15 protein-coding genes and 1 pseudogene are annotated in these 14,459 nt (G+C 37.4%); 10 read left to right on the top strand and 6 right to left on the bottom strand.

Translation table 11 applies throughout. The annotated features are described in order from the left end of the window. Positions 1-7: 7 nt before the first annotated feature. From AB1278_RS09470 to traN, 8 genes are read left to right on the top strand one after another with little or no spacing between them, the layout of a single operon-like run. Positions 8-340, top strand: coding sequence for a DUF4133 domain-containing protein (locus AB1278_RS09470; RefSeq protein WP_227942565.1), 333 nt, complete (start codon positions 8-10; stop codon positions 338-340). Then, positions 337-2,847: a TraG family conjugative transposon ATPase gene (locus AB1278_RS09465; protein ID WP_429813950.1), complete on the top strand. Its 2,511-nt coding sequence runs from the start codon at positions 337-339 to the stop codon at positions 2,845-2,847. The genes AB1278_RS09470 and AB1278_RS09465 overlap by 4 nt, the downstream gene beginning before the upstream one ends. Positions 2,848-2,868: 21 nt before the next feature. Further along, positions 2,869-3,501 carry a DUF4141 domain-containing protein gene (locus AB1278_RS09460; protein ID WP_227942496.1) on the top strand — a complete coding sequence of 211 codons (633 nt, stop codon included), beginning with the start codon at positions 2,869-2,871 and terminating at the stop codon, positions 3,499-3,501. 1 nt (position 3,502) lies between these two features. Beyond that, positions 3,503-4,495, top strand: a complete 993-nt coding sequence (gene traJ / locus AB1278_RS09455; RefSeq protein WP_330746804.1) for a conjugative transposon protein TraJ — start codon at positions 3,503-3,505, stop codon at positions 4,493-4,495. Between the two features lie 15 nt (positions 4,496-4,510). Then, the gene (gene traK, locus AB1278_RS09450) at positions 4,511-5,134 is read left to right on the top strand and encodes a conjugative transposon protein TraK (RefSeq protein WP_227942498.1); all 624 of its coding nucleotides are present in this window, start codon (positions 4,511-4,513) and stop codon (positions 5,132-5,134) included. A gap of 10 nt (positions 5,135-5,144) precedes the next feature. Next, positions 5,145-5,432, top strand: coding sequence for a hypothetical protein (locus AB1278_RS09445; protein ID WP_429813946.1), 288 nt, complete (start codon positions 5,145-5,147; stop codon positions 5,430-5,432). Then, a complete protein-coding gene (gene traM / locus AB1278_RS09440) occupies positions 5,413-6,717 on the top strand; it encodes a conjugative transposon protein TraM (RefSeq protein ID WP_227942500.1) in 1,305 nt (434 codons plus the stop codon). Before AB1278_RS09445 ends, traM begins: the two co-directional genes overlap by 20 nt. Before the next feature lie 17 nt (positions 6,718-6,734). After that, complete coding sequence (gene traN, locus AB1278_RS09435; protein WP_429813943.1) at positions 6,735-7,634, top strand: conjugative transposon protein TraN; 900 nt, start codon at positions 6,735-6,737, stop codon at positions 7,632-7,634. 112 nt (positions 7,635-7,746) lie between these two features. Here traN and AB1278_RS09430 read toward each other — a convergent pair. From AB1278_RS09430 to AB1278_RS09405, 6 genes and pseudogenes are all read right to left on the bottom strand, one after another. Next, positions 7,747-7,893, bottom strand: a pseudogene (locus AB1278_RS09430) (JAB domain-containing protein); the annotation flags it as partial. 102 nt (positions 7,894-7,995) lie between these two features. Next, complete coding sequence (locus AB1278_RS09425) at positions 7,996-8,373, bottom strand: hypothetical protein (RefSeq protein ID WP_227942503.1); 378 nt, start codon at positions 8,371-8,373, stop codon at positions 7,996-7,998. Between the two features lie 113 nt (positions 8,374-8,486). Then, complete coding sequence (gene ligD / locus AB1278_RS09420) at positions 8,487-10,685, bottom strand: DNA ligase D (protein WP_429813940.1); 2,199 nt, start codon at positions 10,683-10,685, stop codon at positions 8,487-8,489. Continuing rightward, complete coding sequence (locus tag AB1278_RS09415; RefSeq protein WP_429813937.1) at positions 10,685-11,242, bottom strand: DNA polymerase ligase N-terminal domain-containing protein; 558 nt, start codon at positions 11,240-11,242, stop codon at positions 10,685-10,687. Before AB1278_RS09415 ends, ligD begins: the two co-directional genes overlap by 1 nt. Next, a complete protein-coding gene (locus AB1278_RS09410) occupies positions 11,208-11,399 on the bottom strand; it encodes a DUF3606 domain-containing protein (RefSeq protein ID WP_202838626.1) in 192 nt (63 codons plus the stop codon). Before AB1278_RS09410 ends, AB1278_RS09415 begins: the two co-directional genes overlap by 35 nt. A 637-nt stretch (positions 11,400-12,036) precedes the next feature. Continuing rightward, positions 12,037-12,165, bottom strand: a complete 129-nt coding sequence (locus AB1278_RS09405; protein ID WP_330746807.1) for a hypothetical protein — start codon at positions 12,163-12,165, stop codon at positions 12,037-12,039. 289 nt (positions 12,166-12,454) lie between these two features. Between AB1278_RS09405 and AB1278_RS09400 the strand changes: the two genes are divergently transcribed. Both AB1278_RS09400 and AB1278_RS09395 read left to right on the top strand, forming a co-directional pair. After that, positions 12,455-13,249, top strand: coding sequence for a helix-turn-helix domain-containing protein (locus AB1278_RS09400; RefSeq protein WP_227942505.1), 795 nt, complete (start codon positions 12,455-12,457; stop codon positions 13,247-13,249). Positions 13,250-13,317: 68 nt separating this feature from the next. Continuing rightward, positions 13,318-14,133, top strand: a complete 816-nt coding sequence (locus AB1278_RS09395; protein ID WP_227942506.1) for a hypothetical protein — start codon at positions 13,318-13,320, stop codon at positions 14,131-14,133. Positions 14,134-14,459: the final 326 nt, after the last annotated feature.

Here is a 14,459-nt window from a genome sequence, read left to right as displayed (position 1 = left end):
ATTGATGATGAATACCTATCATATCAACAAAGGAATCGGAAGAACGGTAGAGTTCAAAGGATTGAAAGCACAGTACCTGTTCATTTTTGCAGGAGGATTATTGGGAATACTTGTATTTATCATGATCATGTATATGGCTGGTGTCAATACCTATATCTGCTTACTTCTTGGAGGAACTATTTCTGGTCTTCTCATTTGGAAGACCTTTTCTCTCAACAGAAAGTATGGAGAACATGGATTAATGAAATTGGGAGCAAAAAAGAAGCATCCAAGGTACATCATCAGCCGAAAATCCATTTTCAGGTATATCAAGATACACTCTAAAAAAGCTGTAGCATGAGAAATCAATCCAAAGCGACAACGCTGGAAAGCAGATTTCCACTGCTAGGTGTAGAAGAGAACTGCATTATTTCAAAAGATGCTGATGTTACGGTTTGTTTCAAGGTAAGTCTTCCGGAACTGTTTACGGTAGCGTCAGCTGAGTATGAAGCTATCCATTCGGCTTGGTTTAAAGCCATAAAGACATTACCTGATTACAGCATCGTTCACAAACAGGATTGGTTTATCAAGGAAAATTACCGTCCTGATTTATCTAATGACGATCAAAATTTTCTGTCCAAGTCTTTTGAAAGGCACTTTAACGAAAGACCTTTCCTGAATCATTATTGCTATCTGTTTCTTAACAAAACTACAAAGGAAAGGATGAGAACACAGAGTAATTTCTCGTCACTTTGTAAAGGAGTTTTGATTCCAAAAGAGATCAGGGATAAAGAAGTGATCAGCAGATTCATGGAAGCGGTTGATCAGTTTGAAAGGATTATGAATGACAGTGGATATGTTTTCCTTGAAAAAATGACCGCTGATGAAATTACGGGAACAGCAAAACAATCGGGATTGTTAGAACAGTATCTGACTCTGTCCAGAGAAATTAATCCATCTCTCCAAGACCTCAACTTAGGAGCAGAAGAATTGCGTATCGGTAACAACCGCATCAGCATGCACACTCTTTCGGATACGGATGATCTTCCGGGTACAGTTTCTTCGCACAGCAGATACGAAAAGTTAAGCACCGACAGAAGTGACTGCTTGCTCTCATTTGCATCTCCGGTTGGACTGCTACTCAGCTGTAATCACATCTACAATCAATATCTGTTTATTGATAACAGTGATGAAAACCTAAACAAATTTGAAAAGTCTGCGAGAAATATGCATTCGTTGGCAAGATACAGCAGAGCCAATCAGATTAACAAGGAATGGATTGAAAAGTATCTCAATGAAGCGCATTCTTTCGGACTACAGTCTATACGTGCCCATTTCAATATTATGTGTTGGTCTGATAATTCTGCTGAGCTTAAACAGCTAAAAAATGATACCGGAAGTGCCTTGGCACTGATGGAATGTAAACCCCGTCATAACACAACAGATACTGCAACATTGTACTGGGCAGGAATTCCCGGGAATGCAGGAGATTTTCCGAGTGAAGAAAGTTTCTACACGTTTATAGAACCTGCCTTATGTTTTTTCACTGAAGAAACCAATTATCAGGATTCCCCTTCACCTTTTGGGATAAAGATGGCAGACCGATTGACGGGAAAACCTATCCATCTGGATATTTCAGATCTTCCGATGAAACAGGGAATCATTACCAATCGAAACAAGTTCATTTTGGGACCTTCGGGGAGTGGGAAGTCTTTTTTTACCAACCATATGGTGAGGCAGTATTATGAGCAGGGAGCCCATGTTCTGTTGGTCGACACCGGAAATTCCTATCAGGGGTTATGCGAACTGATCAAAGGTAAAACAAAGGGTGAAGATGGAGTTTACTTTACTTATACAGAAGACAATCCGATTGCTTTCAATCCATTCTATACTGATGATGGAGTTTTTGATATAGAAAAACGGGAAAGCATCAAAACACTTATTCTCACACTATGGAAAAGAGATGATGAACCGCCAACCCGCTCCGAAGAAGTTGCTTTATCCAATGCATTCAGCGGCTATATTGATCGAATCAAAAATAATGAGCAGTTCCCTTCATTTAATGGCTTTTACGAGTATGTAAAAAATGATTATCAAAAAGTATTAGAGCAAAAAAAAGTCAGGGAAAAAGACTTTGATATTGCCAACTTTCTGAATGTTTTAGAGCCTTATTATAAAGGCGGAGAATATGATTACTTATTGAATTCAGAAAAGCAATTAGATCTTCTTTCTAAGCGATTTATCGTTTTTGAAATTGATGCGATCAAGGATCATAAAATCCTTTTTCCCATTGTAACCATTATCATCATGGAAGTTTTCATTAACAAAATGCGAAGACTGAAAGGAATCAGAAAACTGATCCTGATTGAAGAAGCCTGGAAGGCAATTGCTAAAGAAGGAATGGCTGAGTACATCAAATACCTCTTCAAAACTGTAAGAAAATTCTTTGGAGAAGCCATTGTCGTTACACAAGAGGTGGATGACATCATTCATTCTCCCATTGTTAAGGAAAGCATCATCAACAATTCAGACTGTAAGATCCTTTTGGATCAGCGGAAATACATGAACAAGTTTGATGATATTCAGTCTATGCTGGGTCTTACAGACAAAGAAAAAGCACAGGTTCTTTCCATCAATATGAATAATGATCCGAAAAGACTGTATAAAGAAGTCTGGATCGGATTAGGAGGAACGCACTCTGCTGTATATGCCACGGAAGTTTCCACAGAAGAATATCTGGCCTATACCACAGAAGAAACGGAGAAAATGGAAGTCATGCAATTGGCTTCTGAACTTGATGGCAATTTAGAGCATGCCATCAAGAGGATTTCTCTTAAGAGAATCAAATCGAATACAAAAGAAACTTAAATCATTTAAAATTTTACAACAATGAAAAATTCAATCATTACAACAGTTATGGTTATTGTATTAGCTATAACATCATTTGCAAAAGCACAATTTGTGGTTACGGATCCGGCTAATCTGGCTTCAGGAATACTCAACTCCGCCAATGAAATTGTACAGACCTCATCGACTGTTTCGAATGTAGTTAAGAACTTCAATGAAGTTAAAAAGGTTTATGAGCAGGGTAAGGAATATTATGACAAACTGAAAGCAGTAAACAATTTAGTAAAAGATGCCCGTAAAGTTCAGCAGACTGTTTTATTGGTGGGTGATGTTTCCGAAATGTATGTCAATAATTTCGGAAAGATGCTGAATGATCCCAATTTCAATGCTCAGGAGTTAACCGCTATCGCTAACGGTTACTCAACACTATTGAACGAAAGCACTGAACTGCTTAAAGAACTAAAACAGATTGTCACCTCTACCAATCTATCATTGAATGATAAGGAAAGAATGGAAATTATTGACAGAGTATATAAAGAGGTGAAAGATTATCACAATCTGGTAAGATATTACACCAATAAGAATATCTCTGTCAGTTATCTGAGAGCTAAAAAGCAGAACAATACGCAGAGAGTTCTAAACCTGTATGGTACCGTTAATCAAAAATACTGGTAAGATGGAACCTACTAATTTACATGAGGTGCTTCGTTCCGTGTATGAAGAGATGATGCCGATGTGTGCTGACATGGCAGCAGTTGCAAAAGGAGTTGCAGGGCTGGGAGCATTATTCTATGTGGCCGTAAAGGTTTGGCAGGCATTAAGTCGTGCCGAACCGATTGATCTGTTTCCTATGCTCAGACCATTTGCCATCGGAATCTGCATTATGTTCTTTTCAACAATTGTCTTAGGCAGCATCAACGGAGTATTAAGTCCGGTCGTTCAGGGCAGCCACTCCATGCTGGAGGGTCAGGTATTAGATCTTAATGAACTCCAGCAGAAAAAAGATCTGCTGGAAAGGGAGGCTATGCTTCGAAATCCTGAAATGGCTTATCTCATTTCTGATGAAGAATTTGACAAAAAATTGGAAGAACTGGGATGGTCACCTTCTGATTTGGTGACAATGTCGGGAATGTATATTGAAAGAGAAATGTTTGCCATTAAAAAAGATATCAGAGACGGTTTCAGAGAATTTCTGGAAATACTCTTTCAGGCAGCGGCCTTGGTGATTGATACAATCAGAACTTTCTTTCTCATAGTACTTTCGATTCTTGGTCCTATTGCATTTGCCATATCGGTTTGGGATGGTTTTCAATCTACGCTTACCCAATGGCTGACCAGATACATCAGTGTATACCTATGGTTACCGGTGGCTGATATGTTCAGTGCTATCCTGGCAAAGATTCAATCCCTTATTATAGAAAGGGATATTGAAATGCTGGCAGATCCCAACTTTATTCCAGATACTTCCAATACGGTGTACATTATCTATATGATCATTGGAATCATTGGCTATTTCACTGTACCTACCGTTACAGGCTGGATCATTCAAGCGGGCGGAGCGGGAAACTTTATGCGGAATGTTACCCAGATGGCACAAAAGTCAGGAAATATTGCCGGTGCGGCGGCGGGTTCTGCAGCTGGTAATATATCAGGAAGGCTTCTTAAATAACAAAATCATCAAATCATGGAATTTAAAACCTTAAGAAATATAGAAAACAGCTTTAAGCAGATCAGGTTATTCACCTTCATTTTCGCTCTGCTATGCTTTGGGGTGGTTGGTATTGTTGTCTATCAGTCATATAGCTTTGCCGAAGAACAGAGGCAAAAAATATATGTCCTGGATAATGGCAAATCACTTATGGTTGCACTGTCCCAGGATATGTCCATTAACAGACCCGTAGAAGCAAGGGAGCACGTAAGGCGGTTTCATGAACTGTTTTTTACGATTGCCCCCGATAAAAATGCGATTGAAAGCAATGTGAAAAGGGCATTTAATCTGGCTGATCAGTCCGCATTCAACTACTACAAAGATCTTTCTGAAAAAGGATATTATAACCGGATAATCAGTGGAAATATACAGCAGAGAATTGAAATTGACAGTATCGCTGCGAATTTCAGCAGCTATCCATATTCAGTAAAAACTTATGGCAGGCAGTTTATCATCCGATCCAGTAACCTTACGATCCGAAACCTGATCACCAACTGCTTCCTTGTTAATTCAGTACGATCTGACAGTAATCCACAGGGATTTACAATTGAAAAATTCAATGTACTTGAAAATAAAGATCTCGAAACCGTTAACCGATAAATGAACAAACATGAAGAAATTAACCCTACGAATTGACCGGTGGATAGAAAAAACGGAAAGCCAGTGGAAAGCAATTCCTATAAAAAAGCAGCGCGTACTGACAAAACTATTTTTTACAGGATATACACTTTTGACCATACTTGTTATCATTCGGATATGGGCAAAAGGAACTGGCAGTACTGATATACCGCTCATCAGGCATATCACTACTGCACCAGCAGATCTCAAAATCAAACAGCAGGCAGGCAATTCAATCTATAATTCCCCAAAAAACAATCATGATGAAAGCCCAAAATAACAGCAGTATCAGAGTCAGGGAAGGCAACCAAAGCAATAGTTCCGAATACGGATTTGAAAACCGAAAGCTCATGATTGAGCAGTTGAAAAAACCATTCATTTATCTACTAATGGTTATTGCATGTGCGAGTTTCCTGTTCTTAGTCTTTAAACCGGAAAAAGAGAATGATAACGCAGAAAAGGCAGGTTTCAATTCAGTTATTCCGCAGGCATCTGACGGCCAGTTGCAGTCTGATAAGCAAAAAGCGTATGAACAGCAGTTGCTTGAACAGCAAAATGAAGAGAAAAAAAATGCCCTCACAACCTTATCAGACTATTGGACGGATTCTTCTTCAGAAACATTACCCTCGGATCCGATGTCTTTACAAGATAAATCTGAATCTGTCTTATCCGCCCGGAATTCGATGGGCAGTTATCAGAATACCCGGCAAGTCTTAGGCTCATTTTACAGCAGGGATGATCAGGAAGTGGAGCACCTTAAAAAAGAAATCCATCGGTTACGAACAGAGGTTACAGAGCGGGAATCAATACCGGCCAGCACAAGTATCAATAACCAGCTGGAGCTCATGGAAAAATCTTACCAGATGGCGGCCAAATATTTTCCAACTTCTAAACAGGAGGTTTCAGAAAATAAAGGCGAAATAAAAGAAGGATCAGCTTCTGCTAAAACCATGATCACCATTGCAAAGCCTGTCATTCATCCTATTGTTTCAAGTTTATACCGCAGTACATCAGACAGCATCACCCTTAGCAGTATTTATGCTCAAAGATTTACAGGAATTCAGGATCAACAGTTCCAGGAATCACAACCCAGAAACAGTATCCGCGCTGTCATTCCAGAAACAAAAACAGTCACCTCTGAAAGTGTTATTTCAGTAAGGATCCTGGAGTCTATTTTGCTTGGACACATAAAAATCCCTTCTGGAACTTTTCTGAAAGCCAAGTGCAGATTTCAGGGCGAAAGATTGCAGCTTCATATCTCTGCCATAGAGTATGGAGGCATGATTGAGCCTGTTGACATTGATATCCACGATAATGACGGACTGCCAGGACTACATATTCCCTACTCTTCCGAACAAAGTGCCCTCAGTGAAATGGCCGCCAACATGGGCCAGAATTCAGGAACAAGCATTATGATGACGCAGTCTGCAGGACAACAGGTTGTTGCCGATATGTCCAAAGGGGTTATTCAGGGAATAGCGGGATATTTTCAGAAAAAGGTCAGGAATCAAAAAGTAACTGTAAAGACAGGACATCATGTTTTCTTAGTTCCAAAAAGTAAATAACATATAATTATACCATCATGAGAATAATACATCATATAAAGCTCTTAATAATTTTTTCGTTTATTCTGATCAATACTGTTAAAGCCCAGGACACTATAGGATATACAAATCTCCACAAAGCTAGGGTTAAACCATACAAGATGGAGGTCACGTATAATAAAACAACCCACCTACTATTTCCTTCACCAATACGATATGTTGATTTGGGAAGTGATTATCTTACAGCAGGCAAAACAGAAGATCTAGGAAATATTTTAAGGATTAAAGCAGCAATAAAAGATTTCGAGACAGAAACCAATTTTTCAGTGGTCACAAAAGATGGCAGGTTTTACAGTTTTGATGTTGTATATGATCCTTATCCTGATATACTCAGCTATGATCTTTCTAAATTACTTATGGAGACTGAAAAAGAGAGCGATCCTGAGGTTCTGTTTGAGGAACTCCAAGGGGATTCATCCGCTCTTACAGATCATATAATGAAAACACTGCAAAAAAGTACGAAACGCGGCACCAGACATATTCATGCAAAGAATGATGGTGTGTATTTCTCATTGAAATCGTTGAATACATTCAGGGGCAAGTTCTATTTTGTTCTTCAGATCAAGAACAGCCGAAATATCAATTATGATATCGATTTTATCCATTTTAAAATAACGGATAAAAAAAACCTCAAACGGACTGCTGTTCAGGAAAAAGTGATGTGTCCTGTACGGATATATTCTCCAGTAACAAATGTAGAAAGCCACTCCACTGCTATAAGTGTTTATCTTTTCGACCAATTTACATTGCTGAAAGATCAGGCACTCAGCATTGAAATATTTGAAAAAAACGGTGGCCGTCATCAGCAGTTAAAGGTAAAAAACAGAGATCTGGTCAGGGCAAAAATTATCAAATATGCTCCCAATCGTACAATATAAATTTACAGCGAAAAGACATCTTCGACCAAAGGAAAATCTGTCTTTTCGCCAAAAAATTTAAAAAACGGCAATCTTTAATTGCTGTTTTTTTATGATTATATTTACAAATCACTTACAGTAAACCTTCATCAGCAAATGACAAGTATTCTGCTGACGTTAAAATACAATGATCCTGCAGTTGAATATTTAAAAATTCAGAGGCATTCTTGATTGTACCGGTCATTTTCCGATCCTCAGATGACGGCTTTAAACTTCCCGAAGGATGGTTGGTGCTACAATGACATTAACCTCTTTAACTTCTTGGAAAAAATCATCTGTCACCACTCTTGGTCTACAGTTTAAATAAGAAGAAATGGAAAATCTACGTAAACATCTTCACCAACGTACTTTTAAGAAAGGTTTCGTCAAAAGTAATTAACAAAATGTCCTCGATTTCCTTCCAGCTGAATGTCCGATAATTACTTGGATTGGTAAAATAGATTGAATGTGGTTCAGCTTCAAAGCTTTGCTCATCGATTGTATATCTTCCACTGCCATTCTTGAAGAACAAAAAAAGAGAAAAATTGGGTCGGTAAGACGCAGATTGATAAGGAAGTTTGAACGGGATATCTCTTAAATTGAAAATAGTGAATCCCTCCATAAGATCAAACAGGTCTACAGGAAAGTTCAGTGCTTTGTATAGCTGAAATAGAGATGAGATTCGAAATTGTCTGTTGATTCCACTTTTACTGCATTTCAAATTTGACTTCCAAATTTAATAATTTGAAAACTTAAACTGATAAAATCAGGAATTGGTCTGTAGTCTTGATGCAAATATTAATATTTAAAAATGCTTGATCCCGATATGCTTCTTTACCTAATTTCATCCGAAAACTGATCTACGATCTTTTTCAGATTAATTCCTTTGCCTAATACCGGTTTAAAAATATCTCCTTCGCTCTGCATTCTTTCTATAGCATTGAAAATATGAAAATCAGCAATCTTCAAGCCCTTTTTAACTTCGTCCCAGTAAAGCGGCATGGAAACTGTAGCACCGGGTTTCGGACGGACAGAATAAGCTGCTGCGATGGTAGCATGAGGTCTGTTCTGTAAAAAATCCAGATACATCTTCCCTTTTCTATCCTTTATGGTCCGTTCGATACTTGTAAATTCAGGCAATTCCTTATGTACAAGAGTAACAATTACTCTTGCAAATTCTTTTGACTGTTCGTAGGTGTATTTATTTCCGAGAGGAATATAAATATGCAGCCCGGTAGATCCGCTTGTTTTACAATAGCTTGGAACCCCCATATCATCCAGAATACCTTTTGTTACCTGCGCTGCTTCGATCACCTGCTCAAATGAATTTTTATCCGGATCAAGATCAATAATACAAAAAGTAGGATGCTCAGGTTTTTTAATGGTACTGTTCCATGGATTCATTTCAATACATCCCAGATTAGCCATATACAGCAATGTAGCCTCATCTTTTCCTACAAGATAATGCCGGTCTTTATTATCGGTATCGCTATGATATAAATAAGTTTCTGCCCAATCGGGAGCTGTTTTCGTAACATCCTTGAAATAAAATCCTTCATCCTCGATACCGTTGGGAAAACGGTTCATGCTTTGCGGACGGTCTTTAAGATAAGGCAGAATAAAAGGGGCTGCCTGGTAATAGTAATTAATAAGATCTCTTTTTGTGATCCCTTCTTTAGGCCAGAATAATTTATCAAGATTGGTAAATTTGAGTTCATGTCTGTTTATTTTCCGCACCTGGCTTTTATCTTTCGGATTAAGAAGAGTTTTACGGCTGGTCCCGGTTCTTGCTTTTATCATTTTACCAGGGTGATCTTCTACTAGCTTTTCTATAGGTGCTTCTGTTTCCAGAACAACTTTTTTCGCATTTTTATCCTCTCTCATTCCCTCAAAAGAAGGATGCCTCATAACACCATCACTCGTCATCTCTGCAAAGCTTACTTCACACACTAATTCAGGACGAAGCCATGTTACCGTTGCATGTGGAGGGTTGGGTCTGAACCGTGAGGGTTTATTCACATCAGGCTCTTCTGCAAAAGGTGCTTTTTTGATAATCAGCGGTTTAAAAAGTTCCATCATTTCCGTCTGCAGCTTTCTATTGAATCCTGTTCCTACTTTTCCTGTATATATGAATTTACTGCCTTCATATACTCCAACAAGAATACTGCTGAAGAGCTTATTGGAATCATCGTTCAGGGTATATCCGCCAATCACAACTTCCTGCCTTTTATTAGCTTTAATTTTGAGCCAATCCCGGGATCGGTTATGTACATGATAAACACTGTCCTTACGTTTTGCCATTATACCTTCAAGGCCAAGCCTTTTCGCTTCTTCTAAAAAATCAGTACCTGACGTTTCAAAATGTTCACTGACAATAATACTGTTACTTTCAGGAAGCACTTTCCTTAAGACCGCTTTCCTTTCCAAAAGGGAAAGATCCTTTAAGTCTTTGCCTTCATACCATAGAATATCAAACACATAATAAACCAGATCGCCATCTGCTTCGCTCCGCCAATTCTGAAGCCGTCCAAAATCAGCGGTACCCTTTTGGGTCAGGACAACAATTTCACCGTCTATCACTGCATTCAGATTCAATTTTTTAAGTTCATCATATATAGGATAAAATTTTTCGCCAAAACTTTTATCGTTACGGGACTTTAATTCAACCTCACCATCATTCATAAATGCTACCGCTCTGTACCCATCCCATTTCACTTCATAGATCCATTCATCATTATCAAACGGCTTATCAACCAATGTTGCCAGCATCGGCTCAATTCGGGTATAAAATTTTTGTTCAGGCGATTTATTAAGAAGAGATTTGATGTTACTCTTACTTTCAGGTTCTTTATCGGTTCCAGCTTTCCTTTTCGTATTTTTCCTATTCTTTACAGCCTCATCTTCATTAATATCTGTTTTTCCATAGATATTAGCCGTTGCTTTTTCCATCTGTTCAATTGTCTTACCGGAAATCACTGACTTACCTTTCTCTGTAATATCTTTTTCACTGGCATATTGATCTTCAAGCTTCATCAGCAGCCAGCCGTTATCCCCCCCCTTCCATGCGCTTTTACGAGAGCAAACTCTCCTTTAAGCTTTTCACCATTGAGTATAAACTTAAGTTTCCCGGAATATAGTTGATGAAGAAGATTCTTCTCTTGTTTTGTATGATCTTCATCTTGCAAATCTGCCGGCATATAGGTCCCCTGGTCCCACACGATCACAGTTCCACCACCATATTGCCCCTTGGGAATAATACCTTCAAAATTCCGGTAGTCATAAGGATGATCTTCAACCATCATAGCCAGTCTTTTTATGTCAGGATCCATTGAAGGCCCTTTTGGCACTGCCCAGCTTTTTAATATCCCATCCATTTCAAGACGAAAATCATAATGAAGATGTGAGGCATCATGTTTCTGAATCACAAAATGCAGCTCTTTTCCATTTGGTTTTCCTCCAAAAGGCTCTGGGGTCTTTTCTTCAGAACGCTTTTTGCGGTATTCAGATAAGCCCATAAAAATAGTTTTAAGATTTATTGCAGTGAGTAAAGAATCTTTACTTTCTATGTTTTTCCTTGAGATATTTTTCAAGTATTTTACGGTCATTCGATCCGGTTGCCCTTATCGCTCCTGTTACAGCCTGAGATGTCACTCCCATTTTTTCCTTAAAATATTGGATTTCGTAATTTTCCGATCCGCTGACTTTATTTCGGTCAGATGAACCTCTTTTGGATTTATTGTCTGCCATGATCTGATGTTTTGAGAATAAATATTTTGTAGGTTAAAAAAATTACAAAAACCAAGCCGTTTTGCGAAAATATATTTTATCATCACAGGATTTACTGTACCAACAACGATAAATAGGAGAAGAATGAATTACAAAGTAATTCTTAGGCTATCTCTATCGACCGGCTATGAAGATGCCGTTGGGTCGTCTTCCTACTTTAATCCTTGAACATATAATTTAGGTAATTGACACTCAGATTCAATTCATCTATTATTAAAATAAACATTCGGTAAGCTTTCCAGCTTTGTAATAAACAACTGAGCAAAATAAAATTAAGCTCCAACCTGATCCACGCAGCCAATTCTCAGAACTTAGATATAATGCTTCAGGAAAAGAAATCCTTACTGTAATGGTTTCAGATATTGGAGACAGAACAATATACGGTTACAAGACCGATATCGTATCAGGTAAAATAAACTACCGATAGACATCGAAAATGCATATCAGGAATCTACCACGTAAAGTGGTGTTCTAGAATGGAAATTCCGATTCATACAACTACTCAAAAAATAAATAGTAAAAGCGATGTGCCAACACTCTGTCCGGCTGATAAAATGTTAAAAGTAAATTCCTTACCATCCTCATGGTAAGTATTTACCTATACTGTTCCTGTAACAATCTGGAAATAATACTGAGGAATGCTACCAAAATGAAAGATTATTTCTTTGTCAGCATAGTCTTTGTAAACAGCTCCATTTTCGAGCAAAAGATTTTCATCGATGATCATATTCTTTTCATTTAAAGTGATTCAACAAAAAATCTTAGTAAATTGGTAAAAACAAATATCAAAATTCAAGCCATATCCCTAGCAAATACTGGTTAAAAGTTAAAAATATAAACCAAACATAATCTATAATAATAAATTTAAAATATAAAGATATTTTCAAGTAGCATATTTGTATTTTAAATCAATTTATAATATTATTTATTCTTTTTTGAAGTTGTAAAATTGCATGTGTTTAGCTGATATTGCATTTATGAGAAATATCTTCAATAATTAATTTAAGCCAATTAAAATGAAATATTATCCAATACCAGAAGCTTTAATGAATTATGTTGAATCTATCTGGTCATTTGAAAGCCCGGAGCAGATGGAAGCTGATGAACAAGCAGCTATAATTCCATCAGGTCGTTGGATCGTCATATGGAATTATAGTGGGAAATATGAACATATTATTCAAAATCAATCTTATCATCATTCGACATTTGATCTTCATTTGGTAGGACAGCACCATACTAAAATTGTGCTCAAAGGCAATGTTCCCGTACATTCCATCGGTATCAGTTTCAAGCCATACGGTTATTACTCAATAGCAGGTAGCGATCTTTCCAATTATCTCAGCAAAGTGGTTTCCATCTCAAAAAGAAAGCTTGACGGCTCTGAAGTTTTGACAGATTTTTCAGGAAACCTTCAGGAATCAGTAACTCAGCTTACCGAACTGCTTACAGAAAGGATAAGGTTTGAACCAGATAGCCGTGTTGTCCATATTGCGGAACAAATAAACGCTCACAAGGGCAATATTTTAATTAAAGATCTTTTTGCAGGAATTAATACTTCGCAACGCCACCTTAACAAACTCTTTAAGTTGCAGACTGGAATTACTCCCAAGGAATATGCCTCAATAGTACGTTTTCAGGAGATATTTAACCGTTACATAAGAAATAAAAAACCAGAGAATAAAAATGAACTGTACGATCTTTTTTATGATGAATCCCATTTTTTGCAAAGCTTCCGTAAAGTCTTAACATTACAACCGAATGTATTTCTGAAAAAAAACAATAAACTGGGAAACGAGTTTATTAAAAAATAAACAGGTCTGTTTTTTCCTATCACCAACTACATCTGTACTGTTACTTTGCAGAAAAAAAACAGAACAATATGCTAAACAAAGTAACTGACACAGCAAAAGAGCTTATTACCTTTAAAGCTGCAACTACGACTATACCGTATGCAAAAGAAATTGCAAAGTATTTCAGTATTGACAATCCACTGAATTCAGATTTTGGGTTCAGGGCAAGTGTGCTCCATTTTGAAATGCGCTACCTTTCCCTTGACTTTTTCCTTGAAAAGAGTGTTTCCTCGGCAGTACTTGAATTGTCAGCCGGATATTCATTGCGTGGGTTGGAATACACCAGTAAAAATCCTGACAGGATCTATTTTGATACTGATCTCAGGACGGTAATGAATGAAAAAATGGAAATGTTAAAACGTCTGAATATTCCTGTTCCCGGCAACCTCAAGTTTCAGGAATTTGACGTTTTGAACCCCGGCAGTATTCTGACTAAAGATGAGGATCTTCTTATTATTAATGAAGGCCTGCTCATGTATTTTGATAGAGAAAAGCAGTCTCAAATCCTTAAAAATATACATTCGGTCTTGCAGGAAAACGGAGGAACCTGGGTAACAGCTGATATTTATCTCAAACACGAAACAGGTTCCGTAGGTAGCGATAAGGATAAAAAATGGGCACGCTTCTTTAAATCAAATAATGTCATGGAAAATTATTTTGTTTCTTTTGACCAGGCAGAACAATTTTTTTATGACAATGGATTTATTATTATAAATAAATATGAACCTGAATTTGAAAAATTCAGCAGCCTTCCCAGTTTATTGAATTCTGCATCTCCCCAACAGCTGGAGGCCTTGAGAAGTAAAGGAAATGTTCAGCAGACATGGCAGCTTAAGATTAGGTAATACTATAATAATCCTTTATGTCTACTACTATATACCTTACGCTTTAAATGAAACGAATCTGAGTTTGTACCCATGTGATAGTTTGTTTGGATTTTGAAATATTATGAGATTTTTTCATCTTTAAAAAGAATTGAATTACAAGAATCAAGTATTATTTCCTTAATAAGTTAACAATAAACTGTGGCGGAAGCATGGCACTTGTTACTTTAAAAGATGGAAATATGGATAATACACTGGTTAAAGAATACAGTTCGTATCCCGTATTGAAAAATTTGAAAAAAACGATGGCTGCCATCAGCGGTTAAAGGTAAAAAACAGAGATCTGG

It is taken from the genome of Chryseobacterium sp. NRRL B-14798 (assembly GCF_050470705.1).
Classification (GTDB): Bacteria; Bacteroidota; Bacteroidia; order Flavobacteriales; family Weeksellaceae; genus Chryseobacterium; species Chryseobacterium cupriresistens.
The sequence above is the reverse complement of the archived record's forward strand: the minus strand, read 5'-3'. Positions and strand labels throughout refer to the sequence as shown.